Here is a 26,023-nt window from a genome sequence, read left to right on the forward strand (position 1 = left end):
ACCGGCGCTTCATCTCGGTAACTCAGTGCAAACTGCGACTACTGCAGGTCATCGACGGGGTGCTCATCGGCTCGCGGACGGCACGGCGGTCAGATGAAGTTGAGGGCGGCCGCCGCGCCCGCTCCCCCGAGCACCATGAACGCCGGCATCAGCACCTTCAGCTCCACCCAGCTGCCGGCCCGGAACCGTATGGCCTTCGGCGGCCCCACCGGGTACCAGCGCTTGCGGCCCAGCGGGATCGGCCACAGGATCGGGCAGCCGGAGACGGTCAGCGCGTCGCCGATGTCGTGGACGAGGGCGCCGAGGACGATCGGCAGCCCGAGCCAGAGATACTCCTGGCCGGGCGCGCTGAAGAGCCAGTCCGAGCCGTTGCCCGGCTTGTCCAGGACGCCCGCCAGGATCCAGGCGCTGGTCGCGCCGAGCAGCCACACCAGGACGTCGCTGGACATCCGGGCGGCCCGCCACATCAGTCCTTCGACGGCGAGCACCAGATGCACGAAGAGGATCGCCAGGACCGCCCATCGGCCGCCGGCGATCGCTGCGGCGGAGGCCCCGGCACCGATCAGGACGGCCCAGAGCCAGGTGTGCGTCAGGGTCCGGTGGCCACCGTTCCTGCGCGGGTCACCGGGACCCCGGGTCGCGTTGTAGACGGCGTGCGAGAGCTTGTCGACGATCTCGCAGAGTCCGCGGGAGACCGGTCCGAAGGCGCGCGAGATGGTCGCGGACTTGTGATCGAGGTCCGGGGCGAGCGCGGCGCCCGCGGTGATCAGTGCACCGACGACCAGGACGGGCCACGGCATCGTATGGCCCGCGGCAGCCGCTGCCGCGCCCACCCCCAGCCAGGCCGCCGCCCCGGACAGTGAGTGTGCCGGTCCCATCATGGTTCTTCCGCCCCCAAAGTTGTCCGGCCGCCATCGCCGTTGCGATGCGGCCGAGTTGAGTGGGCAGCGTATCGTCCGTGATCTTCGTCCGGTCGTCCGGTTCCCTCATCCGGGCAGAAGGCAGGCAAGATGGGGGCGTGACCCTTATCGATCAGCTGCCCCCGACCGACGACCCGGACGCCCTCTTCGAGGCCTTCTCGTCATGGACCGAGACCCAGGGCATCACCCTCTACCCTGCTCAGGAGGAGGCGCTGATCGAGGTGGTCTCCGGGGCGAACGTGATCCTGTCCACCCCCACCGGCTCCGGAAAGAGCCTGGTCGCGGCGGGTGCGCACTTCACGGCGCTGGCCCAGGACAAGGTCACCTTCTACACCGCACCGATCAAGGCACTGGTCTCGGAGAAGTTCTTCGACCTGTGCAAACTGTTCGGTACGGAGAACGTCGGGATGCTCACCGGCGACGCCTCGGTCAACGCGGACGCCCCGGTGATCTGCTGCACCGCCGAGGTGCTCGCGTCCATCGCGCTGCGCGACGGCAAGCACGCCGACATCGGCCAGGTCGTGATGGACGAGTTCCACTTCTATGCGGAGCAGGACCGCGGCTGGGCCTGGCAGATCCCGCTCCTGGAGCTGCCGCAGGCCCAGTTCATCCTGATGTCGGCCACGCTCGGTGACGTCAAGATGTTCGAGCAGGACCTGACCCGCCGCACCGGCCGCCCCACTACCGTCGTGCGCTCCGCGACCCGGCCGGTCCCGCTCAGTTACGAGTACCGGCTGACTCCGATCACCGAGACCCTCACCGAACTCCTGGAGACCAGGCAGTCGCCGGTCTACATCGTGCACTTCACGCAGGCCGCAGCCGTCGAGCGGGCGCAGTCGCTGATGAGCATCAACATGTGCACCAAGGAGGAGAAGGAGAAGATCGCCGACCTGATCGGGAACTTCCGCTTCACCACGAAGTTCGGCCAGAACCTCTCCCGCTATGTGCGGCACGGCATCGGGGTGCATCACGCGGGCATGCTCCCGAAGTACCGGCGGCTGGTGGAGAAGCTCGCTCAGGCCGGTCTGCTGAAGGTGATCTGCGGTACGGACACCCTCGGCGTCGGCGTCAACGTCCCGATCCGTACGGTGCTCTTCACGGCGCTCACCAAGTACGACGGCACCCGGGTCCGTACGCTGCGCGCCCGTGAGTTCCACCAGATCGCCGGCCGCGCGGGCCGGGCCGGCTTCGACACGGCGGGATTCGTCGTCGCGCAGGCGCCGGAGCATGTCATCGAGAACGAGAAGGCCGTCAAGAAGGCGGGCGACGACCCCAAGAAGAAGCGCAAGGTGGTCCGCAAGAAGGCCCCCGAGGGCTTCGTCGCCTGGTCGGAGACCACGTTCGACAAGCTGATCCAGTCCGATCCGGAACCGCTGAGCTCCCGCTTCCGGGTCACGCACACGATGTTGCTGTCCGTGATCGCGCGTCCCGGGAACGCCTTCGCGGCGATGCGGCATCTGCTGGAGGACAACCACGAGCCGCGCAAGGCGCAGCTGCGCCACATCCGCCGGGCCATCGCGATCTACCGCTCGCTGCTGGACGGCGGCGTGGTGGAACAGCTCGACAAGCCGGACGCGGAGGGCCGCATCGTGCGGCTCACCGTCGATCTCCAGCAGGACTTCGCGCTGAGCCAGCCGCTGTCCACGTTCGCGCTGGCCGCGTTCGACCTGCTGGACGGCGAGTCGCCGTCGTACGCGCTGGACATGGTCTCCGTCGTCGAGTCGACGCTCGACGACCCGCGGCAGATCCTGGCCGCCCAGCAGAACAAGGCGCGTGGCGAAGCGGTCGGCCGGATGAAGGCGGACGGTGTCGAGTACGAGGAGCGGATGGAACTGCTCCAGGACGTCACGTACCCGAAGCCGCTGAGCGAGTTGCTGTGGCATGCGTACGACGTGTACCGCAAGAGCCACCCGTGGGTGGGCGACCATCCGGTCTCGCCGAAATCCGTGATCCGGGACATGTACGAACGCGCCATGACGTTCACGGAGTTCACCTCGAACTACGAGCTGGCCCGTACCGAGGGCATCGTGCTGCGGTACCTGGCGAGCGCGTACAAGGCTCTTGAGCACACCATCCCGGACGACCTGAAGTCCGAGGACCTGGAGGATCTGATCGCCTGGCTCGGCGAGATGGTGCGGCAGGTGGACTCCAGTCTCCTCGACGAGTGGGAGCAGCTCGCCAACCCGGAGGTGGAGACAGCCGAGGAGGCGCAGGAGCGGGCCGACGAGGTCAAGCCGGTCACCGCCAACGCCCGCGCCTTCCGGGTGCTGGTCCGCAACGCGATGTTCCGCCGGGTGGAGCTGGCCGCGCTGGACAAGGTCGCCGAGCTCGGCGACCTGGACGGCGACGCGGGCTGGGACGAGGACGCGTGGGGCGAGGCGATGGACGCGTACTGGGACGAGTACGAGGATCTGGGCACCGGTCCGGACGCCCGTGGGCCGAAGCTGCTGAAGATCGACGAGGACGCCGCGCACGGACTGTGGCGGGTGCGGCAGACATTCGCCGACCCGAACGGCGACCACGACTGGGGCATCAGCGCGGAGATCGATCTGGCAGCCTCCGACGAAGAGGGCCGGGCGGTCGTCAGGGTCACCTCGGTCGGCCAGCTGTGACCGCGCTCGCCATACACACGGCACCGCTGCGAGAGTGGAGACGAACCGCATGACGAACCCCGCCGAGCGCCTGGTCGACCTGCTCGACCTGGAGCGGATCGAGGTCAACATCTTCCGCGGGCGCAGCCCCGAGGAGTCCCTGCAGCGGGTCTTCGGCGGCCAGGTCGCCGGGCAGGCGCTGGTGGCGGCCGGCCGCACCACCGACGGGGACCGGCCGGTCCATTCGCTGCACGCGTACTTCCTGCGGCCGGGCAGGCCCGGAGTCCCGATCGTCTACGAGGTGGAACGGGTGCGGGACGGGCGGTCGTTCACCACCCGCCGGGTCACCGCCGTCCAGCAGGGCCGGACGATCTTCAATCTGACGGCGTCCTTCCACCGGCCGGAGGAGGCGGGCTTCGAACACCAGCTGCCGCCCGCCCGGACCGTCCCGGACCCCGAGCAGCTGCCGACGGTCGCCGACGAGGTCCGCGAGCACCTCGGGGCGCTGCCGGACGCGCTGGAGCGGATGGCCCGGCGCCAGCCGTTCGACATCCGGTACGTCGACCGGCTGCGCTGGACGCACGAGGAGACCAAGGACGCGGACCCGCGCAGCGCCGTCTGGATGCGCGCGGTCGGCCCGCTGGGCGACGACCCGCTCGTGCACACCTGCGCGCTGACGTACGCGAGCGACATGACGCTCCTCGATGCGGTCCGCATCCCGGTGGAGCCGCTGTGGGGGCCGCGCGGCTTCGACATGGCGTCGCTGGACCATGCGATGTGGTTCCACCGGCCGTTCCGTACCGACGAGTGGTTCCTGTACGACCAGGAGTCACCGGTCGCGACGGGTGGACGGGGACTGGCGCGCGGCCGAATATATGACCGCGGCGGCAATCTGCTGGTGTCCGTGGTGCAGGAGGGGTTGTTCCGCCGCCTCGGCACATAGCCGCCATCGCCGCTCAGGTACCGGGCAGCGGGTCCTGTTCGACCTCGTGGCGGCGGGTGCGGATGTCCGGTGCGGCGGGGTGCAGTTTGGCGTCGCAGGCGGGGCCCAGACCGGTGCGGCGCGAGTCCGTACCGGTGAGCGGGCGGCCGCAGAGGCGGCAACGGACCAGCCGGCGGCCCACGGCCCGTCCGGCCCCGGGCAGGGGCTCGATGTCGGACCCGGGCAACGGTTCAGAAAACTCCACGAATCGATCTTCTCAAGTCTCCGGTCTACTCTGCGACTTCCGAACTGCAGACAGCGGAAGACGGCGGAGGAGTTCGCGGGTGAGCAGCGCGCTGACAATGGAGCCGGTCCCTCAGGACAAGAAGAAGGACATCGCACCGGACGGTATCGATCCGGTCGGGCACGTCATCACGTACGCCGACTCGCCCGGAGGTACGGCCCGGAACGTCGCGTATCCGGAGCGCGCACTGCCGCCGGGCGGCGTACCGGCGTACCTGGAGGCGCGAAAGGGCGGCGCGCGCTCCTTCGTCCTGTGGGCCGATCCGCAACGTCGGACTCGGCTGGCCACACTGGTGACCACGTCCGCGGCCGACGGTGTGGCGACGTACCAGGTGCTCGGCGCGCAGGGCGAACCACTGGGCACGTTCGTCCGCGAGAAGGCGCTCTCCGGCAGCGGTCTGCGGACACGTTGGACGGTCACCCAGACCGGCTGCCCCGAGGCCGTCGGCTACAAGGGCCGGACTTTCTGGTGGTTCGTGTGGTGGCTGCTGTTCCCCGTCCAGGTGGCCATCGCCGTGGGCGCCATGGTCAGTGGTAGTGGCGATGTCGCACGTGGGCCGCGCCGGATCTTCTGGCGCACCGGCAAGGAGACCGCGCTGGAGTTCCAGGACGATCACGTATTTCTGCACGCGCAGTGGTGCGACTGGCGGCTGGGCGCGGCGCTGGTGGCGCTTCTGCGCAGCTTCGACAGCTGGCTGGGGACTCCCTGGGACGACGGACGGAAGTGATCGGCGGCGGGTCTCGGGCCTTGCGCCCTTCGCAGCTACCCGGGGCCGGGCCCGCCAGATGATGCCGGAACCTGCACGACCCGCGATGATCGGGGAAGGAAGCGGTCAGGAGGGTCTTCGATGAGCCGGGACAGTGCGTCGACGCTCGGTGCCGGACGGCCCCCGACGCCCTCGGAGCGGGCCGCCCGGGGGAAGGCCGCCCGCCGCCGCACACCCCGTTCCAGCCACGCCGGGTTCGCACCGTCGTCGGACCGGCCGGACCCGATGGACATCCTCGACGCCCAGTCCGCCACCAGGGTTCCCGAGCTCGTCCCGATCCGCTACAGCCGGATGGCCGAGTCGCCGTTCCGTTTCTACCGGGGCGCCGCCGCGATCATGGCCGCCGACCTGGCCACCACCCAGAACTCCGGGATCAGGGTCCAACTGTGCGGAGACGCGCACCTCTTGAACTTCGGGCTGCTCGCCTCCCCGGAACGGCAGCTGATGTTCGACATCAACGACTTCGACGAGTCGCTGCCCGGCCCCTGGGAATGGGACGTGAAGCGGCTGGCGGCCAGTCTCGCCGTCGCGGGACGAGCGAACGGCTTCACGGACCGGGAGCGCGCCCGCGTCGTACCGGCGGCGGTGCGGTCGTACCGCGAGGCGATGATCCGGTTCGCGGGCATGACCAACCTCGGTGTCTGGTACGCGAGGATCGACGCGGACCGCCTTGCGGCGATGGCGTCCCGAGGGTTGACCGATGGCGGCCGAAGCAACCTGGACCGGGCCATGGACAAGGCCCGTACCCGGGACAGCCTGCAGGCCTTCGCCAAGCTCACCGAAACGGTCGACGGGCAGGTCCGGATCGCCGCGGACCCGCCACTGCTCGTACCGCTCACGGATCTGCTTCCCGAGGTCGAGCGCGACGCACTGGAAGAGCGGCTGCGCGGGCTGATCAGGGGCTACGCCCGGAGTCTCCAGTCGGACCGGCGTTCCCTCCTCGGGACTTTCCGGTTCGTGGATGCCGCCCGCAAGGTGGTCGGGGTGGGCAGCGTCGGCACCCGATGCTGGATCATCCTCCTGACCGGCAGGGACGGCCGCGACCCGCTCTTCCTGCAGGCCAAGGAGGCCTGCCCATCGGTGCTCGCTGCGCACGTCGGTGCCGGCGAGTACCGCAGCGAGGGCGAGCGGGTGGTTGCGGGGCAGCGACTGATGCAGGCCACGAGCGACATCTTCCTGGGCTGGACGCGGGCGGACGGGATCGACGGGCGGCGCCGCGACTTCTACGTACGCCAGTTGCGCGACTGGAAGGGCGGCCTCGATCCGGAGTTGATGACGCCGGCCGGCCTGAGGACGTTCGGCGAGGTCTGCGGCACCACGCTGGCCCGTGCCCACGCGAGATCCGGCGACCGCATCGCCATCGCCGCGTATCTGGGCCGCGGCGACGCGTTCGACCATGCGCTCCATACGTTCGCCGAGGCGTACGCCGATCTGAACGAGCGGGACCATCGGGCTCTGGTCGAGGCGGTACGCGCGGGCCGGCTCTCCGCGTCCGAGCCGGACGGCGACCGGCGGTGATCCGTACACCGGACCGGGTCCATGGGGGTGGAAGTACGGGACCCACCGCACGGGGCCGGTCCAGCATCCCGGGCGCATCGCCCTCGCGTGGTATCACATTCTGAACGCTCGCGGGCCGGCGCCTGCCTGAGGGCTCCGACGCTGAGGAGACAATGAGCATGTCGGCCAAGCCCGTCGGGGCGTCCGCCACGGCGCCCCGGGACCCCTTCGCACTCGTCCGTACCCGTGGTTACACGGGACTGCTGGTGGTGGCGGCGCTTCTCGGGGTTCCGATCTCGGCGGTGGCCTTCGGTTTCCTCGCACTCACCCACGAACTCCAGTCGCTGACCTACTCCGACCTCCCGAGGGCGCTGGGCTTCCACTCCACGCCGACGTGGTGGCCGGTGCCGCTGCTCGTCGTTGCCGGCCTGCTGGTCGGGCTGACGATCCGTTACCTGCCCGGCGCAGGCGGGCACAAGCCGGCCGAAGGCATGAAGACGACGGGGGCCCCGACGGCGGTGGAGCTGCCCGGAATCGTAATCGCCGCCCTGGCCTCGCTCGGCATCGGTGCCGTGCTCGGGCCCGAGGCGCCGCTCATCGCCCTCGGCGGCGGGCTTGCCGTGTGGACCGTGCGCCTGGTGAAGCGGGACATCGAGCCGAACGCGAGTGCCGTCGTGGGAGCCGCCGGCAGCTTCGCCGCCGTCAGCGCGCTGCTGGGGTCGCCGCTTCTCGGGGCGTTCCTGCTGATGGAGGCGTCGGGCCTCGGCGGGGCCGTGCTCGGGATGGTCCTTGTGCCGGGCCTGCTCGCCTCAGGTGTGGGTTCGCTCATCTTCGTGGGGCTGGGTTCGTGGACCGGTCTGGGAACGTACTCCCTGGCACTTCACCACGTGCCGCCGGCCGATGAGCCGGACCTCGCCCAGTTCGGCTGGGCGGTCGTCGTCGGGCTGGCGGCGGCCGTCGTCGGCGAAGGGATCCGGCGGCTCGCCCTGTTCCTGCAGGCGCGGGTCGAGCGACGGACGGTGGTGGGCACCGTGCTGATGGGGCTGGTCGTCGGGGTCCTCGCGCTGGCGTATGCGGAAGCCACGGGGAACGCCGCCTCCGGGGTGCTGTACTCGGGGCAGAACGCGCTGGACCCCTTGCTTACCGAGAACGCCGGATACACGGTGGGCACGCTCCTGGTGCTTGTCGTCTGCAAGGGGCTGGCGTACTGCGCGTCCTTGAGTTGTTTCCGGGGAGGCCCCGTCTTCCCCGCGATGTTCGTGGGAGCGGCGGGCGGCATCGCGCTCTCCCATCTGCCCGGGCTGAACGTGACGTCCGGCTTCGCGATGGGCATCGGTGCCATGTGCGTGGCGATGCTCAGACTGCCGATGACCTCGGTGCTGCTGGCCACTCTGCTGTTGGGATCTCCCGGTCTCACCGTCATGCCGCTGGTGATCGTCTCGGTCGTGGTCGCGTACGTCGTCTCGCTCCGGCTCGCCCCGGAGCCGGACGGCCTCCCGGACGGACAGCGCGCCGCCTGAGCGCTTGGCCGCAGGCTCGAGTCCTGCCGGGGGCACACGGTCCACACCATGTCAGGCCCTCCTCGGGAGTGCCCTTTTTGCAGGTCACCGCACCGTGGCGAGAGCGGCGTAGCGAACGCACAAGCGCCGGACCGACCCGAGGTCACGGCGGGGAGGCTCCGGCTCTGTCCGGCTGTCACCGGGTTTCGCGAGTGGCTCTGTCGCAGTTCGGATTCTCCTCCGGTCGAGATCATCGCCGGAGGGCGTCGCTCATCCTTTCCTCGGGCGCATCAAGGGCACAGACGCCAGTCGCGCCACAGAGGAGACCAACCCTGGAATGAGGAACCATGCCGGCAGATTCTCCGCCGGCATTCCGACGAAGAGGGCCGCCACGGACAGCATCAGCTGCGCCGCTGCCACGAAGCAGCCGAACGTCCGGTTCGGAGACAGCCAGGGCAGCGCCGCCCAGGCGACGGGCAGCAGTAGCCATAGAACAAGCGCGATGACCATCGTTACCTTCTGTCCACTGATTCACCGGCTTGGTGGCCCCGGAGGTTCCGGGGGCCGCCCTCGACCATGTCCGTTCGTACAGAATGACGGGTCAGCTGACGTTGCCCAACTCCACCGGGATGTCCGGCGGCCAGGGCTTGGACAGGTCGTACAGCGACTCCCCGGTCGCCCTTCGGCACCGAAGACGACTGCCGAACCAGTAACCACCGCATTTCCGCTCGCTCGTCGCGCCGCTGGACCTCCGAACAGCTCGACGCGGCACACCGCCTCGCGGATCTGACGCCCGGCGGCACCGCGTGGGTCCAACCACACTCAGCAGAGCATCGGTTCGCAGTCGTGCGGGCCCAAGGGTACTGCGGCGATAACGGCTGCAGGTCGCACCGGCCGAGTTCACGTTCACGTTCCGAAAGACGACATGACGGTTACCGGTAATCGCGAGGTGGGCGGCCTGGCCGTCCTCGACGCGGTGCTCGACGCGGGGCTGCGTCTCATCACCAGGTAAAACGTGTAACCCTCGCACCGACTGCCCTCCGGCCCAGTGCTATATCTGCTTCAGCTCATGAAGAATCGGTGGAGGGGGCCGGCGATGGCAGAGCGGGCGTGGGCCACGGCGGGCAAGAAGGACAGTCCCGACCGGAAGTCGCCGGGCCGGGCGCGGCTCACGGGCGTGGCGCTGATCGTGCTGTCTCTGATAGGGGCGGTGCTGAGCTACCTGGCGTTCACGGTGTGGATGCCAGGCCAACAGGAGCGCTACGAGCACTACCGGGCTGCCGAGCCATGCTCCGAGCAGGCGACCCCGCAGGAGGTGGCTGCGAAGGACTGCCTCACCACCTGGCACTTCACTGTCACGAGGACTGAGTCCACGTTCACAGGAAAGGTCAGGGTCTACAAGGCGACCCTCAAGGACAAGGGCGACGACTCCTGGCAGAGGGTCGTGCAGTTCAGCGACTCCGGGCCGCTCTTCGACAAGCTGCATCGGGGCGACGAGGTCACCGCGACCGGCTGGCGCCGCGACATCGTCGGCCTCAGCAAGGACGGCGTCCGCCAGAACACCTCCGATGTACCCCGCGACGAGCACCAGGGGAACGCCGGCGTGGGCGCCCTCGTCGCACTCCTCGCGGCCCAATCGCTCGTGTTCGGCGCGGTCCGCCTGGCCAGGCCGACCACCTACGGGCCCTTCGTCTGGGAGCCGTACGGCAGGTGGCTGGCCTTCACCAGCATCTGCGTCGGCGTGGGCGTGGGGGTCGCGTCGACGTGGCTCGGCATCCCGTGGTGGACCGTGCTCGTGACCGTGCCGGTCGTGGTGTGCGCGGTGATGGTGCTTCTCCTGCGTCAGCGGCGGCGCGCGGCGGCGTCCTCGGCGAAGGTGCGGCGGCCGAGGCGGCAACAGGACTCGCGAGTGAGTTCGCGGTAGGACGCAGCGGGGCGCCCGCCCCCGTCGATCCGATGTGTGCCGCCGGTAGTGGCGGGCCACGCTCGTGCGGTTGCCGCCGACCGCTGTGCTTCTGAAGCCGCACCACCGTCTCTGCGGGCGTGAACTCGGCGCACAGAACCCGTTCGTGGAGTTCCTCGCCGATGCTGCTGCCGTGGGCGGAGCGACGCAAGGCGCTGACCGACGACCGGCGCGCAGCGTCGTCGCCGGCTCGTGCAGCCCGAACGCCTCGGCCGCCGCCATCAGTACGCGCAGACTCGCCGCATGCCGTCCGGTGGCGAGGCCAGTTCTGACGGTCCGTCTCAGTGCTGAGCAGTCGTAGACAGCGCAGGGCTCGCAGCAACCGTGATCATCTCCCGCCGGCCCGCAACGTCAGGGGAGACGACTGGTCGCCGCCCGTTCACGGCATGTGCGGTCCGGAGACGAGGTGACCGTTCCTGTCGTAGGGCCAGGCGTTGGCAATACATCCGTGCAGGCCCTTGATCTGTTGCATCATCACGGGGGCCAGTTGGCCGGGACCTGCGCAGGTCATGTGCGTCCGGCCCAGGAAGTGCCCCATCTCGTGGTTGATGATCAGCGCCCGGTAGTCATGTATCGGACCGTCGAACGTGGGTGAGCCCTCGACCCAGCGCTTGAGGTTCACCACCACCCCGTTGGAAATCTCGCAGTTGTACTCGCCTCGGGTGTCCTGGTGGATGCCCGCCCAGCACAGGGCGTCCGCCGTTCCCGGTGTCGCGATCTTCACCTTGAGGTCGTAGGGCTCCCCCGCGCTCACCAACTGGAACGAGGAAACCCCGTTGTGGGTCCAGCCCCGGGGAGCGGCGAGTATGTCGGCGATCTCGTTCGCCGCTTGGGCCGGCGAGATGTCGAGCCCTGTCTCGACCTGCACCACGTAGCGGAGCAGATGCGAACCATGACCGACCTTCGCGCCACTGGCATGCGCGGTGACGAACGTGCCGGTGCCCGTCGAGGGGACGTCGATGGTGGTGGGCGTGGGGGTCGGGGTGGGCGTGGGGGTGGGGGTGGGCGTGGGGGTGATGTGCACCGTGCTCCGCGGGCGCGGCGCACTGCTCGACGCGTCGCTTCGTCCGCCGTCCAGGAAGAACGCCGCGGAGCCGAGCAGGCCGGCGGCCACCAGCATGCCGACCAGATAGCTCCGGCCCCTGCGACGCGGACGGCCTCGGCGGTGGGAGGACCGGTGCTGACGGCCACCACGGTGGGAGGCCACGGCGCTGACGGTGGGCGGTGCGGATTCCCGCTCTCGTGCCGAATGCATGGCAGCCGAGACTGGTCAGGTCAGATGATCGCCATTGGTTCGGACAATCACGAAAGAGTAACGAGTGGTTTTCCGACGACTCGCGCCGCTTCGGATCGGACTACCGGCAGACCGGTCCCCCTCGGCCGGTTCGACGAGGATGTCCGCCCGATGACAGGCCGACCGGAAACCGCCCGCGCATTCCCATCAGTTGTGATCCTTCTGTAACAGCTCCCGAGAGGGACCCTCCTGCAGGACAGTCGCCGAACACGATCTGTGCATACTGTCAAAGTGCCACGAGTCCTACTTGTCGAAGATGACCCAGATGTCCGTAAGGCTGTCCAGCTGGCGCTGCGACATCAGGGGCATGACGTTTTGGCCGCCGGAACAGGTGAGGAGGGATTGGAGCAGCTCCGCCCCTTCCATCCGGACGTCGTCGTGCTCGACCTCATGCTCCCCGGCATATCCGGCCTCGACGTGTGTCGGCGGATCAGGGACCGCGACCAGGTGCCGATCATCATGGTGACCGCCAAGGGGGACGACATCGACGTGGTCGTGGGGCTGGAGGCCGGCGCGGACGACTACGTGGTCAAGCCCGTGCAGGCCCGGGTACTCGACGCGCGAATACGGGCCGTCCTGCGCAGGCAGGACGCGTCGGTCTCCGACGCCGTCAGGCCCAGGGCGGAGTCGCACGGTGAGCTGGTCATCGACCGGGCCGGGCTCGTGGTGACACACCGCGGTCAACCCATCGCGCTCGCCCCCTCCGAGCTTCGGCTGCTGCTGACCCTGTCGGCCTCGCCCCGACAGGTGTTCAGCCGCCAGCAGCTGCTGGAAGCGGTCTGGGAGCACAGCTATCACGGCGACATACGACTCGTGGACGCCTGTGTGAAGCGACTGCGCGGCAAGCTCGGTGAGCTGGGCGGGGATCCCCGGTACATCCAGACCGTTCGCGGCTTCGGTTACCGCTTCGGTATCCAGTGAGTGGCCAGGGATCCGTACGGGCACGAAAAAGCGTACGGAAACGCGAGGCCGTCGCAGCCGGGCAGGGCCCCAGGCCGGCGCGGTTCCTTCGGGCGGTCCTGGCGCAGGCACCGCTTGCGCTGCGAGGCCTGCGCTCCCGCCTGGTGGTGGCCTTCGCCCTGGTGGCTGTGGCCAGTGCCCTGAGCACCGGAGCCCTCGCCTTCCGGGAGGCACGCACGGGGGTGCTGCAGCAGAGCCAGGACGCCGTCATCCGGCAGTTCCGGACCAGCGTCGACGCCGTGGCTGTATACACGCCCCCGGCGCCGAGCCAGAGCCACTTGCAGAAGGCGGTGAACCAGGTACTCCGCGCCAACCAGTCACAAGGGTGGCAGGTAATGGCCACGTACGGCAGCCTCCGCGCCTACACGTCGACTGACGTCTCCAACAAGCTGAGCCCGGAACTGCGCCGGTCCGTAGGGACCCGACGCGCTGCCGTGTTCCAGCGGGTGAACACCGACGGGCATCCCTATCTCGTCGTCGGAATGCCGGTCACGTACAACTCCGGCGAGGGCACGGAGTCCAAGCTCTCGGGGCTCGTGATGTACCTGGTGGTGCCGCAGAGCACCGAACAGGCTTACGTCACAGCGATGGTCAGCGCCATCGAGCACGCCACCCTGGTGGCGCTGGGCCTCGCCGTCGTCCTGGCGCTGCTGGCCGCGAGCGGCGTCCTCCGTCCCGTACGGGCGTTGCGCCGGGCGACGCGTCGGATGGCCGAGGGGCACCTCGATGTCCGGCTGGCCGTCAACGGTTCCGACGAACTGGCCGACCTCTCACGATCCTTCAACGACACGGCGGCCGCACTGGAGCGGTCGGTCGCGGAGTTGCGGCGCCTGGAGGCCCGGGCGCGCCGCTTCGTCGCGGACGTCTCCCATGAACTGCGCACGCCGCTGGCGGCGATGTCGGCGGTCACCGACGTGCTGGACGAGAAGGCGATGCGTTTGGACCAGGAGACCGGTGACGCGTTGCAGCTCATCAGCGAGGGGACCAGCCGGCTGAGCGGGCTGGTGCAGGACCTGATGGAAATCTCCCGCTTCGACGCGGGCGCGGCGGAACTCAACCTGGACGAGATCGACTTGGCCGACTTCGTACAGCACACCCTCTCCTCTCGGGGGTGGCTGGGCCAGGTGGAGACCCACCTGCCGCCACCAGGCGTGCTGAGGACGCGTGTGGACCCGCGCCGGCTCGACGTGGTGATGGCCAACCTGGTCGGCAACGCGCTGCGGCACGGGGCGCCGCCGGTGCGGCTGGGCATGGGCGTGAAGAAGGAGCGGGCGGACGTGGCGTGGGCCGTCATCGAGGTGACCGACAACGGACCGGGGATTGCCGAGGAAGCCATGCCGCACATCTTCGAACGCTTCTACAAGGCGAGCACCACACGGACCAGAAGCGAGAGCAGCGGGCTGGGCCTGGCCATCACGGCGGAGAACGTGTACCTGCACGGAGGACGCATCAGTGCGGCGAACCTGTTCGAGGGTGGCGCGGTGTTCACGGTCGAACTCCCCCTGCAACGCGACTCCGCGGCTGCCGACGACGACGCCACCGGCAGTGCCTGGTGAGGGGCTCGCGCGTGGCTGCGCTGCTGGCCGGGCTCACGGCCGCGCTCACACTCTCGGCGTGCGGAGTCCCCCCGTCCGACGTCATCCAGGCCGGCGAACCGGCGAGCGGCATGTTCTCTCCCGGTGCAAAGTCCTCGGTGCCAACCGTCATCCCCGTCTATTTCCTGCACAAGGGCGATCTGACGCCTTATCCCCGCAAGATCGGCGACCCTGGGGACTTCGGGGCCGTCGTGCGCTTGCTGTTCGATGGACCGAGCACGAGCGAGGCCGTGGCGACCACCACGGAGCTGCCCCGTCTGACGGATACACCGGACGTGACGATCGGTGGCGACAACACCCTCTCCATCCAACTCCCCGAAGACGTCCCTCCCCTCAGCCACCTGGCCATGCGGCAGTTGGCGTGCACGGTGGCTCACGTGGCTCTGCCGTCTGCCGCGCTGCCCGCGGACACGAATCGGGACGGCGCCGCTGCGGCTCCTCCCGTCGATGCGCAACGCTCCCCCGTGCACACAAGCGTCCATGTGCTCGGGGACGGATGGACGATGACGCAGTCGGACAGCTCGTGTCCCGACCCTCTCAAGCCGTAGGAGGAGCCCGGGCACGACCCCGGTACTGGTAGGGATCATTGTTCGACCGGTCTGTGGCCCCTACGCGGGTGGGGTGCCGTCGCCGAAGGGGCGGCCGCCGAGCTGCTCGCGGTGGTGCGGCGTCCGCCAGCCGGAGAGGTCGGGGCCCAGGGGCACGATGCCGGTGGGGTTGATGCCCGTGTGCACCCGGTAGTAGTGCTGCTTGATGTGGTCGAAGTCGACGGTGTCGCCGAATCCGGGGGTCTGGAACAGGTCCCTGGCGTAGGCCCAGAGCATGGGGTTCTCGGTGAGTTTCGAGCGGTTGCACTTGAAGTGCCCGTGGTAGACGGCGTCGAAGCGCACGAGTGTGGTGAACAGCCGGATGTCGGCCTCGGTCAGCGTGTCCCCCACCAGGTAGCGCTGGTCCCTGAGGCGTTCGGAGACCAGGTCGAGTCTGCGGAACACATCGTGGTACGCGGCTTCGTACTCCTCCTGGCCACTGGCGAATCCGGCCCGGTACACGCCGTTGTTCACGTCGCGGTAGATGCCGCCCATGACCTCGTCGATCTCGTCCCGCAGCCGTTCGGGGTAGAGATCGGGCGCTCCGGGCCGGTGCAGCGCGGTCCACTCGGTCGCGAAGTCCAGGGTGATCTGCTGGAAGTCGTTGGTGACGAGCTTCCCGCTGGGTACGTCCACGATCGCGGGCACGCTGACACCACCGGGGTAGCCGGGTTCGCGCGCCTCGTACGCCTCGCTGAGATATGCGATACCGAGCACCGGGTCGCGGCCGCCCTCGTCCAGGGTGAAGCGCCAGCTGCGGTCGTCCTGGATCGGGTCGGCCACGGCGAGCGACAGGGCGTCCTCCAGGCCGAGGAGCCGCCGGGAAACGAGTGCCCGGCTAGCCCAGGGGCAGGCGCGGCTGACGACCAGCCGGTAGCGGCCCGCCTCGACCGGCCAGCCGTCGCGGCCGTCGGCAGTGATCCGGTCGGCGAAGTGGCTCCTGGACCGCTTGAACGGCTTGTGTCCGTACGCTGCGTTGCCGTCGGGCTCACTGCCGGTTGAGTGGCTCATCGTGGTCTCCCTTCCAGTGCGACGGGCCGGGGTCGGACGGGCCGTGGGTACGTCTCGTGTTCCGCCGGGAGACCGCCACATCGGTCATCGCCAGGACGAGTGCGCCCAGCACGAAGGCGCCGGAGACGATGAGCCCGCTGTCGAACGCGGTCCTCCAGCCGGCGGACGGCAGCCGCGCGAAGAAGACCGAGCCGACCGCGGCGATGCCGATCGCCGAGCCGACGCGCTGGCCGGTCTGGAGCGTGCCCGCGGCGCTCCCGCCACCGACCACCGGCACCTGGGACAGGGTCAGGGTCAGGTTCGGGGCGATGACGAGGCCGCTGCCCACACCCGCCAGGAGCAGCGGGGCCGCCATCGCCCAGGCGACGCCGCTGCCCGGGACCAAGTGCACGGCGAACACGGTGGCGCCGAGTCCGACGACCACCATGGACAGCCCTACGGCGACCAGCGGTCGCCCGTAGCGGCTTACCATCCGGCCACCTGGTCCGGCGGCGGCCGCCGCCCCCAGAGCGAACGGCGTGATGGCCAGTCCGGCCTGGAGGGCGGTGCAGTGCAGTCCGGCCTGGAGGTAGAGAGTGCTGATGAAGAAGATCGAGGTGAATCCGGCGAAGTACAGCAGGCTCAGCAGACAGCCCAGCCAGTAGGAGTGCTGCCGGAACAGCGACATGTCCAGGACGGGCACGGTTCCACGCCCACCGCACCGGGCCTCCCAGCAGGCGAAGACGCCGAGCAGCACCACGGCCACGGCCACCAGCAGCCACTTCCCGTCGCCGGACCACTGCTGTGCCTGGATGAAGGGCAGCAGCAGGGCCAGCACGCCCGCACCGAGGAGGAGTACGCCGACGGGATCGAGGTCCCTCGGCCGTACGCGGCCCGCCGCCGGTGTGTCCGGCAGGAGGCGCCGGGCGAGCAGGAAGCAGACGAGGCCGAGCGGCAGATTGACGAAAAACACCCAGCGCCAGCCCCCCTCCCGTCCCGCCGCCTGGATCAGCAGCCCGCCCAGCAGGGGGCCGACGGCGGTCGAGATGGCAACCACCGTGCTGAACATGCCGAAGGCGCGGCCCCGCTCCTGGCCGGAGAACATCTGCTGGATCAACGCGGAGATCTGTGGCGAGATCAAGGCTCCGCCGAGGCCCTGAACCACCCGGGCGACCACCAGCCAGAAACTCGACGGGGCGGCTCCGCAGGCCACCGACGCAAGCGTGAACACGGCCAGCCCCGCCAGGAAGACCACACGGCGCCCCCGGGCGTCGCCCAGCCGCCCGGCGGGGATGAGGAGGAGCCCGAAGGCGAGGGAGTAGCCGGACAGGACCCACTGCAGATCCGATTCCGGGCTCCGCAGGTCGTTACGGATCGACGGCAGGGCGACATTGACGATGGACACGTCCAACAGCGTCATGAAGCCCGCCACCAGGCACACGGCAAGTGCCTGCCAGCGGCGGGGGTCGGGCACCGGGGCCATCTCGCTCTCGCACCCCGCCGCGCCGCCCTGGGACGTTGCGCTCTCCGGCATGACTCGCACACTAGGCGGCGAGGCGCGTTTCCTCACCCGTGACAGGGCCGACTGCCGTAACGGTCGCCGCCCGCCGGGCACGTCCGGGTCAGGGCGCGGAGCCTTGGCCCGCTTCACGGTGCATGCCCGTGCACAGCGCCCAGACGATGAAGATGTTGACGGCCACCAGCGTCATGGCCCACAAGGGGTAGTACGGCACCCACAGAAAGTTGGCGATCGCGCCCAGCCCGGCGACCATCACACCGAAGTAGCGCGCCCACAGGGCTCCGGTGAGTACGGCGCAGCCGGCGAGGACGATGACGATGCCCAGAATGAGGTGGACCCAGCCCCAGCCCGACAGGCTGAACTGGAAGACGTAATGACGCGTCGTGACGAACAGGTCGTCCCTGGCGATGGCCGCGATCCCCTCGAGGATCGCCATCGCTCCACCGAAGATCATCAGGGCTGCCGCGAGGACGGTGGTACCGGATGTGGGCCCATGCCATGGGGCGGGTCCGGCGGTGCCCGCTTTGGGTTTGGTGGCGTCACTGGTCATGTCGGCCTCCTTGGGTGGCAGGGCCATCCGGCCGGCCGAACAGGCCGGACCGGCGCGATCCCCCGTCTCAGCGTGGCACGACGGCCCTCCCTCGGCATTCCGGCCGATCACACCCACGAGCTCTCTCGGATCAGGGATAAGATCTCTGCCGTGAGAGAGCCCGGAGAGGTGGAACCGACATCCGTCGAAGCCCGGCTGGCAGCCCGGCTGGGTGAGCTCCGCACCGAGCGCGGCTGGTCCCTGGACGAGCTGTCCCGGCACAGCGGTGTCAGCCGCTCGACGCTGTCGCGCCTGGAGCGCGGCGAGCTGAGCCCGACCGCCGCCCAGCTCGGGCGGTTGTGCACGGCCTACGAGCGGACGATGTCACGGCTGCTGACGGAGGTGGAGGCGGAGCCCCCGCAACTGGTGCGCGCCGAGCGGCAGCCGGTGTGGCGGGACGAGGCGTCCGGCTTTGTGCGCCGCTCGGTCTCGCCGCCGCACTCCGGCCTACGTGCCGAGATCGTCGAGGGGACGCTCGACGCGGGCGCCGGCATCGCGTACGAGCAGCCGCCGGTGCCCGGTCCTGAACAGCACATCTGGGTGCTGGAGGGAACGGTGGAGATCACCGTCGAGAACACCGTGCACACCGTGCGCGAGGGCGACTGTCTGCGGTTCCGGCTGCGCGGCCCTTCGCACTTCCACTGCCCGGGCCCGGGCCCGGTCCGCTATGCCGTGATGATCGTTCTGCCGTGAAAAGGACCCGAGTCATGACCGAAGCCACTCACTTCGCCGCATCCACTCCTCACATCGAGCTCGTCTCCGTCTCCGGACCCGAGCTGATCACGTACGCCGACGAGCTGGCCGCTCTCCTGGTGGAGACCGTGGACGGCGGTGCCTCGGTGGGGTTCCTGGCACCGCTCGACCGCGGTGCGGCCGCCGCCTGGTGGCGGGGGCGCGCCACCGCTGTCGACGCGGGCGACCAGCGCGTCTGGATCGCCCGGGACGGCGAGCGGGTGGCGGGAACCATCGGCCTGAGCCTGACCTCGTTGCCGAACGCCCGTCATCGCGCCGAAGTCACCAAGGTGATGGTGCGCCCGTCGATGCGGGGCCGGGGGCTCGGACGCTCACTGCTCGCCGTCGCCGAGGGCGCGGCGGCCGAGGCCGGTCTGACATTGCTGGTCCTGGACACCGAGACCGGCAGCCCCGCCGAACGTCTCTACCGCTCGGCGGGCTGGACGGAGTGCGGATCCATTCCGGACTACGCCGGCGACCCGGCCGGGACCCTGAAGCCGACCACGTTCTACTACAAGGTGATCGGGACAGCCGGGCCATCGACTTCGCGCCGATGAGGCGGTGGGCATAACAATGACCGGGCAAGTTGCTTGCACCGAGCAGGACACTTACAAGGAGACCCTCATGACGCTGTACGACATTCCCCTCCACACGCTGACCGGCGAGCCGACCACCCTCGGCGCGTACCGCGGCCAGGCGGTCCTGCTGGTGAACGTGGCCTCCCGGTGCGGGCTCACCCCTCAGTACGCAGGCCTGGAGCGGCTTCAGAAGACGTACGGGGACCGCGGCTTCACCGTGCTCGGTGTGCCGTGCAACCAGTTCGCGGGCCAGGAGCCGGGGAACGCGGAGGAGATCCAGACGTTCTGCTCGACGACGTACGGGATCAGCTTCCCGCTGCTGGCGAAGGTCGACGTGAACGGTGACGGGCGGCACCCGCTGTACGCGGAACTGACGCAGCTCGCGGACGCGGACGGCGAAGCGGGCGACGTCCAGTGGAACTTCGAGAAGTTCCTGATCTCCCCGACCGGCGAGCCGGTGGCCCGCATCCGCCCCCGCACGGAGCCTGAGGCCCCGGAGCTCGTGACGGCGATCGAGGCCCTGCTCCCCGCCTGACGGGCAGCATTGTGCCGGGCGGGCCGATGGTCAGCCCGCCCGGCACGATCTCAACTCCGTCGGCGCAGCACTCAGCCAGTCCGGCGATCGAGGACGGAGCGGGGGCGGAGGCACCACAACCACCCCGGCACCCCCGCACCCCACCCACCCGGCACCGCGCTAGCGAATCGGCATGCCCGACAGCGTGCGCGCGATCACCAGGCGCTGGATCTCGCTCGTGCCCTCGAAGATGGTGTAGATCGCCGCGTCCCGGTGCATCCGCTCCACCGGGTACTCCCGGGTGAAGCCGTTGCCGCCGAGGATCTGGATCGCCTGCGCAGTGACCTTCTTCGCCGTCTCACTCGCATACAGCTTGGACATCGAGCCCTCGGCGGACTCGAACGGCTTGCCCGTGGTCGCCATCCAGGAGGCGCGCCAGACCAGCAGCCGGGCCGCGTCGATCTGCGTACGCATGTCCGCGAGCTGGAACGCGATGCCCTGGTTGTCGATGATCGGCCGGCCGAACTGGGTACGGGTCTTGGCGTAGTCGAGCGCGACCTCGTACGCCGCCCGCGCGGTGCCGACCGCCATCGCGCCGACCGCCGGGCGGGACGCCTCGAATGTGGCCATCGCCGCGTTCTTCACACGCTCGCCGCCGGACTGCGCGCGCTCACGGGCCCGCGCCAGGCGCTGGTCCAGCTTCTCCTTGCCGCCGAGCAGACAGTGCCCGGGGACCCGGACGTCCTCCAGAACGACCTCCGCCGTGTGCGAGGCCCGGATGCCGTGCTTCTTGAACTTCTGGCCCTGCGAGAGACCGGGGGTGTTCGGCGGCACGATGAAGGAGGCGTGGCCCTTGGAACCGAGCTCCGCGTCGACCACGGCGACGACGACATGGACATTGGCGATGCCGCCGTTGGTCGCCCAGGTCTTGGTGCCGTTCAGCACCCACTCGTCCTTGGCCTGGTCGTACACCGCGCGGGTCCGCATGGAGCCGACGTCCGAGCCCGCGTCCGGCTCGGACGAACAGAAGGCGGCGACCTTCACATCGTTCGCGTCGCCGTACATCTGCGGGATCCAGGTGCCGATCTGTTCCTCGGTGCCGTTGGCGAGGACGCCGACGGCCGCCAGGCCCGTACCGACGATCGACAGGGCGATGCCCGCATCGCCCCAGAACAGCTCCTCCATCGCCATCGGGATGCCGAGCCCCGTCGGGTCGAAGAACTGCTGGGCGTAGAAGTCGAGGGAGTAGATGCCGACCTTGGCCGCCTCCTGGATGACGGGCCAGGGCGTCTCCTCACGCTCGTCCCACTCCGCAGCGGCCGGGCGTATCACATCCGCGGCAAAACCGTGAAGCCAGTCACGGACCTGCTTCTGGTCGTCGTTGAGCTCGAGCGTGAACTCGGCCATGTTCCCCTCCATGCACTACCGTAAAAACAAATCGTTACTTGCGGTAACGGCAGTCTGTTACCGACTAGTAGACTGTGTCAACCGGTCAGGCTCCGTTCGGCACCACCGCTGGGCAGGGTGTTACGTTGCGCAGGCGTAACGGACTCGCATGGCCATATACACGGCCAGGGGTGGGGAGAGGCGACATGGAGACCACACGACAGGCCGAGCGACAGCGGACCGCGGCCGAGCAGCGCCGCAGGGAGCTGCTGGAGGCCGCCGACCGCGTGGTGCTCAGGGACGGGCCCAAGGCGTCGATGAACGCCATCGCGGCCGAGGCCGGGATCACCAAGCCCATCCTGTACCGGCACTTCGGCGACAAGGGCGGCCTCTACCGCGCACTCGCCAAGCGCCACACCGATGCTCTGCTGAGCGCACTGCGGGCGGCCCTCGACGCCCCCGCCGAACGCCGCCAACGGGTCGAGGCGACGCTCGACACGTATCTCGCGGCGATCGAGGCCCGCCCGCAGGTCTACCGCTTCCTGATGCACCCGTCCGACGACCCCGCGCCCTCCCCCGAACAGGGCTTCGACGTCGGGCGGCACTCCGCCCCACTCCTGCGCCGACTCGGCGAGGAGCTTGCCCTGGTGATCGCCGAGCGGGTGGACCTGGGGCCGGACAGCCAGGAGATGGCCCGCATCTGGGGCCACGGCATCGTCGGCATGATGCACGCCGCGGGCGACTGGTGGCTGAGCGAACGCCCTTGCTCACGCGCCCAGTTGGTGCGCAGCCTGGCCGATCTGCTGTGGGGCAGGCTGGCCGCCGCGGGCGACCGGCCGGGCGGCCCCGGTTTCTGACGTCCACCGGCTGAGACTCTGTCGGGCGCACGGTCGCGGTCAGTCGGTACGCCCCCACGGCGCCCGGCGGGCCGCGCGCAGCGCCCTCGCCCGGCGCAGCCCGGTCAGCCGGTCCGTGTAGACGGAGCCTTCGAGGTGGTCGCATTCGTGCTGCAGACAGCGCGCGAACCAGCCGGTGCCGTCGACCCGTACCGGCTCCCCCTCGACGTTCACGCCCTCGACCACGGCATGGTCGAACCGCGGGGTGGCGGCCTCCAGGCCGGGCAGCGAGAGACAGCCCTCCGGTCCGCGTACGGTGATGCCGTCCACCTCGACGAGTTTCGGGTTGACGAGATGCCCGAGGTGACGGACGTCCTCGTCGTCCGGACAGTCGTAGACGAACACCCGCAGCGGGACGCCGATCTGGTTGGCGGCGAGCCCGACCCCCTGCGCCGCGTACATCGTGGCGAACATGTCCTCGACCAGCCGGGCGAGCGAGGGCCCGAAGTCGGTGACCTCCTCACAGGCACCGTGGAGCACCGGGTCGCCGAGCAGGGTCATGGCACGGACGAGTCCGGAACTGCCGGGGATCGGGCGGTTTCGCATGGCCGTAAGAGTACGTTCCACGTGACCTCCACGTTCCTGGCGGTGCCGCGGTGCGGTCGCCGTGCCGGACATCGATAGGCTGGGCGCGGACCGATGCAAGGAGGATCTAGGACGATGGCAGGCAACACGGAGCCGTTGTCGCCGCGCGCCAAGCTGGCGGTGACGGCGGGCAAGGCCGCTGCGGCGGTGTCGCGCGCTGCGGGGCGCGGGAGCGGATCGGTGATCGGCGGCCGGGTGGCGCTCAAGCTCGACCCCGACCTGCTGGGGCGACTGGCGCAGCACCTGGACGTGATCCTCGTGTCGGCGACGAACGGCAAGACGACGACGACCCGACTGATCGCCGAGGCGCTGCGGGCCGCGGGCCCGGTTGTGTCGAACGCGCTCGGCGCCAACATGCCCGCGGGCATCACCTCCGCCCTGGCCGGTGGCTCGGACGCGAAGTACGGCGTGATCGAGGTCGACGAGAAGTACCTCGCCGGTGTCGCGCGGGACACGACGCCCAAGGTGATCGCGCTGCTCAACCTCTCGCGCGACCAGCTGGACCGCGCCGCGGAGACCCGGATGCTGGCCGAGAAGTGGCGTGAAGGGCTGTCCGGCTCGAAGGCCGTGATCGTCGCCAACGCCGACGACCCGCTGATCGTCTGGGCGGCGTCCTCCTCCACCAACGTGGTGTGGGTCGCGGCCGGTCAGGCGTGGAAGGACGACGCCTGGTCCTGTCCGTCCTGCGGCGGTGTGATGCAGCGCCCCGGCGACGACTGGTTCTGCGGCGAGTGCGGCTTCCGCCGCCCCGCGCCGAGCTGGGTGCTGCACGGCGACTACGTCCTGGACCCGCACGGTTCGGCGTGGCCGATCCACCTGCAGCTGCCCGGCCGCGCGAACAAGGCGAACGCCACCAGCTCGGCCGCCGTCGCCGCCGTCTTCGGGGTGCCTCCGCAGGTCGCGCTGGAGCGCATGTATCAGGTGCAGGCCGTCGCGGGCCGCTACGACGTGGTCACCTTCCTCGGCCGTGAGCTGCGGCTCCTGCTGGCGAAGAACCCGGCGGGCTGGCTCGAAACGTTTTCCCTGATCGACCCGCCGCCCACGCCGGTGATCCTCTCCGTCAACGCCCGTGGCGCGGACGGCACGGACACCTCGTGGCTGTGGGACGTCGACTACACCCAGCTCGCCGGCCACCCGATCTTCGTGCTCGGTGACCGCAAGCTGGACCTCGCGGTCCGCCTCGAAGTGGCCGGTCTCGACTTCCGGGTCTGCGAGAACCTCGACGAGGCCGTGCAGCAGGCCCCGCCCGGCCGTATCGAGGTCATCGCCAACTACACCGCCTTCCAGGACCTGCGCCGCCGTGTCGGCAACTGACCCCGGCCCCGGCCACCTCCGGAGAGGACGAAGCATGAGCAACAACGGTCTGCGTCTGGTCTGGGTCTACCCCGACCTGCTGAGCACCTACGGCGACCAGGGCAACGCGCTGGTCGTGGAGCGCCGGGCCCGGCAGCGCGGTCTCGACGTGCAGCGCGTCGATGTGCGCAGCGACCAGCCGATCCCGACGTCCGGCGACATCTATCTGATCGGGGGCGGTGAGGACCGGCCGCAGCGGCTCGCCGCGGAGCGGCTGCGCCGCGACGGCGGTCTCAGCCGAGCCGCGTCCAACGGCGCGATCATCTTCTCGGTCTGCGCCGGCTACCAGATCCTCGGCCATGAGTTCATCAACGACCTCGGTGAGCGCGAGCCCGGTCTGGGGCTGCTCGACGTGGTCTCCACCCGCGGCGAGGGAGCCCGGTGCGTCGGTGACGTACTGGCCGACATCGACCCGCAGCTGGGCCTGCCGCCGCTGACCGGTTTCGAGAACCACCAGGGCATCACCCATCTGGGTCCGACGGCTCGGCCTTTCGCCCGGGTGCAGTTCGGCCGGGGCAACGGCACGGGTGACGGCACCGAGGGCGCGTACAACGACACGGTCTTCGGTACGTACATGCACGGGCCCGTGATGGCCCGTAACCCGATGATCGCGGACCTGCTGCTGAAGCTGGCCCTCGACGTCAACGCGCTGCCGCCGACGGACGACCGTTGGTACGAGGCGCTGCGCGCCGAGCGCATCGCCTCGGCGACCCAGCCCGCATGACGGACCATTCGCTCAACTGAGCGGAGTCCAGCAGGCGGACGCCTGGTTCGGTCCCGCCACCCTGCGCCGGTAGGGTGGCGGGGATCCAACCGGACGACGTGGTCCGGTCGTCGGCCCACGTTGCAAAGGTTTCCCGGGCAATGCGAATTGGTGTGCTCACCTCCGGCGGCGACTGCCCCGGCCTCAATGCCGTCATCCGCTCCGTCGTGCACCGCGCGGTGGTCGACCACGGCGACGAGGTCATCGGCTTCCACGACGGGTGGAAGGGCCTCCTCGAGTGCGACTACCGCAAGCTCGACCTCGACGCGGTCGGTGGCATTCTCGCCCGTGGCGGTACGATTCTCGGCTCCTCCCGGGTCCAGCCCGCGCATCTGCGGGGCGGCGTCGAACAGGCCAAGGGCCATGTCGCCGATCTCGGTCTCGACGCGATCATCCCGATCGGTGGCGAGGGCACGCTGAAGGCGGCCAATCTGCTCTCCGAGGCGGGGCTGCCGATCGTCGGCGTACCGAAGACCATCGACAACGACATCGCGTCGACCGATGTGACCTTCGGCTTCGACACCGCGGTCGGTGTCGCCACCGAGGCCCTCGACCGGCTGAAGACCACCGCCGAATCGCACCAGCGGGTGCTGATCGTGGAAGTCATGGGCCGCCACACCGGCTGGATCGCCCTGCATTCGGGCATGGCGGCCGGTGCGCACGCCATCGTCGTGCCGGAGCGCCCCTTCGACATGGACGAGCTGACCGAGCTGGTCGGCAAGCGTTTCTCGGCGGGCAAGAAGTTCGCGATTGTCGTGGTCGCCGAGGGCGCCAAGCCGCGCGCCGGCTCCATGGAGTTCGAGCAGGGCACCAAGGACATCTACGGCCACGAGCGGTTCGCCGGGGTGGCCACCCAGCTCTCCATCGAGCTCGAGCAGCGCCTCGGCAAGGAGGCCCGCCCGGTCATACTCGGCCATGTGCAGCGCGGCGGCACCCCGACCGCGTACGACAGGGTTCTGGCGACCCGCTTCGGCTGGCACGCGGTCGAGGCGGCGCACCGCGGCGAGTTCGGCATGATGACGGCGCTGCGCGGCACGGACATCACGATGGTGCCGCTGGCCCAGGCCGTGGAGACGCTGAAGACGGTCCCGGCCGAGCGGTACGCCGAGGCCGAGTGCGTGCTTTGAGCAACACCGGATCCTGACGACTGCCCCCGGCCGCAGCTGCGGCCGGGGGCAGTTCTACTCTGGTCGGGACAACCGGCACGAAACGGGGACGTC

The 26,023-nt window shown here is 69.7% G+C and carries 25 protein-coding genes; 16 read left to right on the forward strand and 9 right to left on the reverse strand.

What is annotated here, in order from left to right:
- Positions 1–89 precede the first annotated feature (89 nt).
- The gene (locus ACWCP8_RS22190; protein ID WP_451117633.1) at positions 90–881 is read right to left on the reverse strand and encodes a metal-dependent hydrolase; all 792 of its coding nucleotides are present in this window, start codon (positions 879–881) and stop codon (positions 90–92) included.
- Positions 882–1,018: 137 nt separating this feature from the next.
- Between ACWCP8_RS22190 and ACWCP8_RS22195 the strand changes: the two genes are divergently transcribed.
- Both ACWCP8_RS22195 and ACWCP8_RS22200 read left to right on the forward strand, forming a co-directional pair.
- A complete protein-coding gene (locus ACWCP8_RS22195; RefSeq protein WP_352269445.1) occupies positions 1,019–3,532 on the forward strand; it encodes a DEAD/DEAH box helicase in 2,514 nt (837 codons plus the stop codon).
- A 49-nt stretch (positions 3,533–3,581) separates the two neighbouring features.
- Positions 3,582–4,454 carry an acyl-CoA thioesterase gene (locus ACWCP8_RS22200; RefSeq protein WP_352269443.1) on the forward strand — a complete coding sequence of 291 codons (873 nt, stop codon included), beginning with the start codon at positions 3,582–3,584 and terminating at the stop codon, positions 4,452–4,454.
- A gap of 13 nt (positions 4,455–4,467) precedes the next feature.
- Here the strand turns inward: ACWCP8_RS22200 and ACWCP8_RS22205 are convergent, their stop codons facing one another.
- Positions 4,468–4,698 (reverse strand): DUF6011 domain-containing protein, encoded by a 231-nt coding sequence (locus tag ACWCP8_RS22205; protein WP_451117636.1) that lies wholly within the window; start codon positions 4,696–4,698, stop codon positions 4,468–4,470.
- Positions 4,699–4,777: 79 nt separating this feature from the next.
- On the opposite strand from ACWCP8_RS22205, the gene ACWCP8_RS22210 reads away from it, so the two are divergent.
- The 3 genes from ACWCP8_RS22210 to ACWCP8_RS22220 all read left to right on the forward strand — a co-directional run bounded on the left by ACWCP8_RS22210 (position 4,778) and on the right by ACWCP8_RS22220 (position 8,520).
- Positions 4,778–5,464, forward strand: coding sequence for a hypothetical protein (locus ACWCP8_RS22210; protein ID WP_352269442.1), 687 nt, complete (start codon positions 4,778–4,780; stop codon positions 5,462–5,464).
- Between the two features lie 120 nt (positions 5,465–5,584).
- The gene (locus ACWCP8_RS22215) at positions 5,585–7,021 is read left to right on the forward strand and encodes a DUF2252 domain-containing protein (RefSeq protein WP_451117638.1); all 1,437 of its coding nucleotides are present in this window, start codon (positions 5,585–5,587) and stop codon (positions 7,019–7,021) included.
- Positions 7,022–7,179: 158 nt separating this feature from the next.
- Positions 7,180–8,520 carry a chloride channel protein gene (locus tag ACWCP8_RS22220; protein ID WP_451117640.1) on the forward strand — a complete coding sequence of 447 codons (1,341 nt, stop codon included), beginning with the start codon at positions 7,180–7,182 and terminating at the stop codon, positions 8,518–8,520.
- Positions 8,521–8,769: 249 nt separating this feature from the next.
- Here the strand turns inward: ACWCP8_RS22220 and ACWCP8_RS22225 are convergent, their stop codons facing one another.
- On the reverse strand, positions 8,770–9,009 hold the full coding sequence (locus ACWCP8_RS22225; RefSeq protein WP_352269438.1) for a hypothetical protein: 240 nt from the start codon (positions 9,007–9,009) through the stop codon (positions 8,770–8,772).
- A gap of 586 nt (positions 9,010–9,595) precedes the next feature.
- Here ACWCP8_RS22225 and ACWCP8_RS22230 point away from each other — a divergent pair.
- The gene (locus ACWCP8_RS22230; protein WP_451117642.1) at positions 9,596–10,423 is read left to right on the forward strand and encodes a hypothetical protein; all 828 of its coding nucleotides are present in this window, start codon (positions 9,596–9,598) and stop codon (positions 10,421–10,423) included.
- A gap of 418 nt (positions 10,424–10,841) precedes the next feature.
- Here ACWCP8_RS22230 and ACWCP8_RS22235 read toward each other — a convergent pair whose 3' ends face one another.
- Positions 10,842–11,717 carry a DUF3152 domain-containing protein gene (locus ACWCP8_RS22235; RefSeq protein ID WP_451117644.1) on the reverse strand — a complete coding sequence of 292 codons (876 nt, stop codon included), beginning with the start codon at positions 11,715–11,717 and terminating at the stop codon, positions 10,842–10,844.
- Between the two features lie 270 nt (positions 11,718–11,987).
- Here ACWCP8_RS22235 and ACWCP8_RS22240 point away from each other — a divergent pair, with 270 nt between their 5' ends.
- The 3 genes from ACWCP8_RS22240 to ACWCP8_RS22250 all read left to right on the forward strand — a co-directional run bounded on the left by ACWCP8_RS22240 (position 11,988) and on the right by ACWCP8_RS22250 (position 14,859).
- Positions 11,988–12,677 (forward strand): response regulator transcription factor, encoded by a 690-nt coding sequence (locus ACWCP8_RS22240; RefSeq protein WP_352269436.1) that lies wholly within the window; start codon positions 11,988–11,990, stop codon positions 12,675–12,677.
- A gap of 143 nt (positions 12,678–12,820) precedes the next feature.
- Entirely contained in the window at positions 12,821–14,272 is a 1,452-nt protein-coding gene (locus tag ACWCP8_RS22245; RefSeq protein WP_451117647.1) for an ATP-binding protein, read from the forward strand.
- Positions 14,273–14,283: 11 nt separating this feature from the next.
- Positions 14,284–14,859 (forward strand): hypothetical protein, encoded by a 576-nt coding sequence (locus tag ACWCP8_RS22250; RefSeq protein ID WP_352269434.1) that lies wholly within the window; start codon positions 14,284–14,286, stop codon positions 14,857–14,859.
- A 60-nt stretch (positions 14,860–14,919) separates the two neighbouring features.
- On the opposite strand, the gene ACWCP8_RS22255 is transcribed toward ACWCP8_RS22250, so the two are convergent.
- From ACWCP8_RS22255 to ACWCP8_RS22265, 3 genes are all read right to left on the reverse strand, one after another.
- Positions 14,920–15,909 (reverse strand): glutathione S-transferase family protein, encoded by a 990-nt coding sequence (locus tag ACWCP8_RS22255; RefSeq protein WP_451117649.1) that lies wholly within the window; start codon positions 15,907–15,909, stop codon positions 14,920–14,922.
- On the reverse strand, positions 15,887–17,422 hold the full coding sequence (locus tag ACWCP8_RS22260) for an MFS transporter (RefSeq protein WP_352269431.1): 1,536 nt from the start codon (positions 17,420–17,422) through the stop codon (positions 15,887–15,889). Before ACWCP8_RS22260 ends, ACWCP8_RS22255 begins: the two co-directional genes overlap by 23 nt.
- A gap of 88 nt (positions 17,423–17,510) precedes the next feature.
- Positions 17,511–17,957, reverse strand: a complete 447-nt coding sequence (locus ACWCP8_RS22265) for a DUF7144 family membrane protein (protein ID WP_451117651.1) — start codon at positions 17,955–17,957, stop codon at positions 17,511–17,513.
- Between the two features lie 150 nt (positions 17,958–18,107).
- On the opposite strand from ACWCP8_RS22265, the gene ACWCP8_RS22270 reads away from it, so the two are divergent.
- From ACWCP8_RS22270 to ACWCP8_RS22280, 3 genes are all read left to right on the forward strand, one after another.
- Positions 18,108–18,689: a helix-turn-helix domain-containing protein gene (locus ACWCP8_RS22270; RefSeq protein ID WP_352269430.1), complete on the forward strand. Its 582-nt coding sequence runs from the start codon at positions 18,108–18,110 to the stop codon at positions 18,687–18,689.
- A gap of 14 nt (positions 18,690–18,703) precedes the next feature.
- On the forward strand, positions 18,704–19,285 hold the full coding sequence (locus tag ACWCP8_RS22275; RefSeq protein WP_352269428.1) for a GNAT family N-acetyltransferase: 582 nt from the start codon (positions 18,704–18,706) through the stop codon (positions 19,283–19,285).
- Between the two features lie 67 nt (positions 19,286–19,352).
- Positions 19,353–19,841: a glutathione peroxidase gene (locus tag ACWCP8_RS22280; protein WP_352269426.1), complete on the forward strand. Its 489-nt coding sequence runs from the start codon at positions 19,353–19,355 to the stop codon at positions 19,839–19,841.
- A 159-nt stretch (positions 19,842–20,000) separates the two neighbouring features.
- Here the strand turns inward: ACWCP8_RS22280 and ACWCP8_RS22285 are convergent, their stop codons facing one another.
- Positions 20,001–21,227 carry an acyl-CoA dehydrogenase family protein gene (locus tag ACWCP8_RS22285; protein WP_352269425.1) on the reverse strand — a complete coding sequence of 409 codons (1,227 nt, stop codon included), beginning with the start codon at positions 21,225–21,227 and terminating at the stop codon, positions 20,001–20,003.
- A gap of 185 nt (positions 21,228–21,412) precedes the next feature.
- Here ACWCP8_RS22285 and ACWCP8_RS22290 point away from each other — a divergent pair, with 185 nt between their 5' ends.
- A complete protein-coding gene (locus ACWCP8_RS22290; RefSeq protein WP_352269424.1) occupies positions 21,413–22,063 on the forward strand; it encodes a TetR family transcriptional regulator in 651 nt (216 codons plus the stop codon).
- A gap of 39 nt (positions 22,064–22,102) precedes the next feature.
- Here ACWCP8_RS22290 and def read toward each other — a convergent pair whose 3' ends face one another.
- Positions 22,103–22,648, reverse strand: a complete 546-nt coding sequence (def, locus tag ACWCP8_RS22295) for a peptide deformylase (RefSeq protein ID WP_352269422.1) — start codon at positions 22,646–22,648, stop codon at positions 22,103–22,105.
- A gap of 114 nt (positions 22,649–22,762) precedes the next feature.
- On the opposite strand from def, the gene ACWCP8_RS22300 reads away from it, so the two are divergent.
- From ACWCP8_RS22300 to ACWCP8_RS22310, 3 genes are all read left to right on the forward strand, one after another.
- Positions 22,763–24,001, forward strand: a complete 1,239-nt coding sequence (locus tag ACWCP8_RS22300) for a Mur ligase family protein (protein ID WP_352269421.1) — start codon at positions 22,763–22,765, stop codon at positions 23,999–24,001.
- 34 nt (positions 24,002–24,035) lie between these two features.
- Positions 24,036–24,764: a type 1 glutamine amidotransferase gene (locus tag ACWCP8_RS22305; RefSeq protein ID WP_267006400.1), complete on the forward strand. Its 729-nt coding sequence runs from the start codon at positions 24,036–24,038 to the stop codon at positions 24,762–24,764.
- Positions 24,765–24,904: 140 nt separating this feature from the next.
- Positions 24,905–25,930: a 6-phosphofructokinase gene (locus ACWCP8_RS22310; protein WP_030921961.1), complete on the forward strand. Its 1,026-nt coding sequence runs from the start codon at positions 24,905–24,907 to the stop codon at positions 25,928–25,930.
- The last annotated feature ends 93 nt before the right edge of the window (positions 25,931–26,023 follow it).

The sequence above is a fragment of the Streptomyces sp. NPDC002206 genome (genome assembly GCF_053593595.1).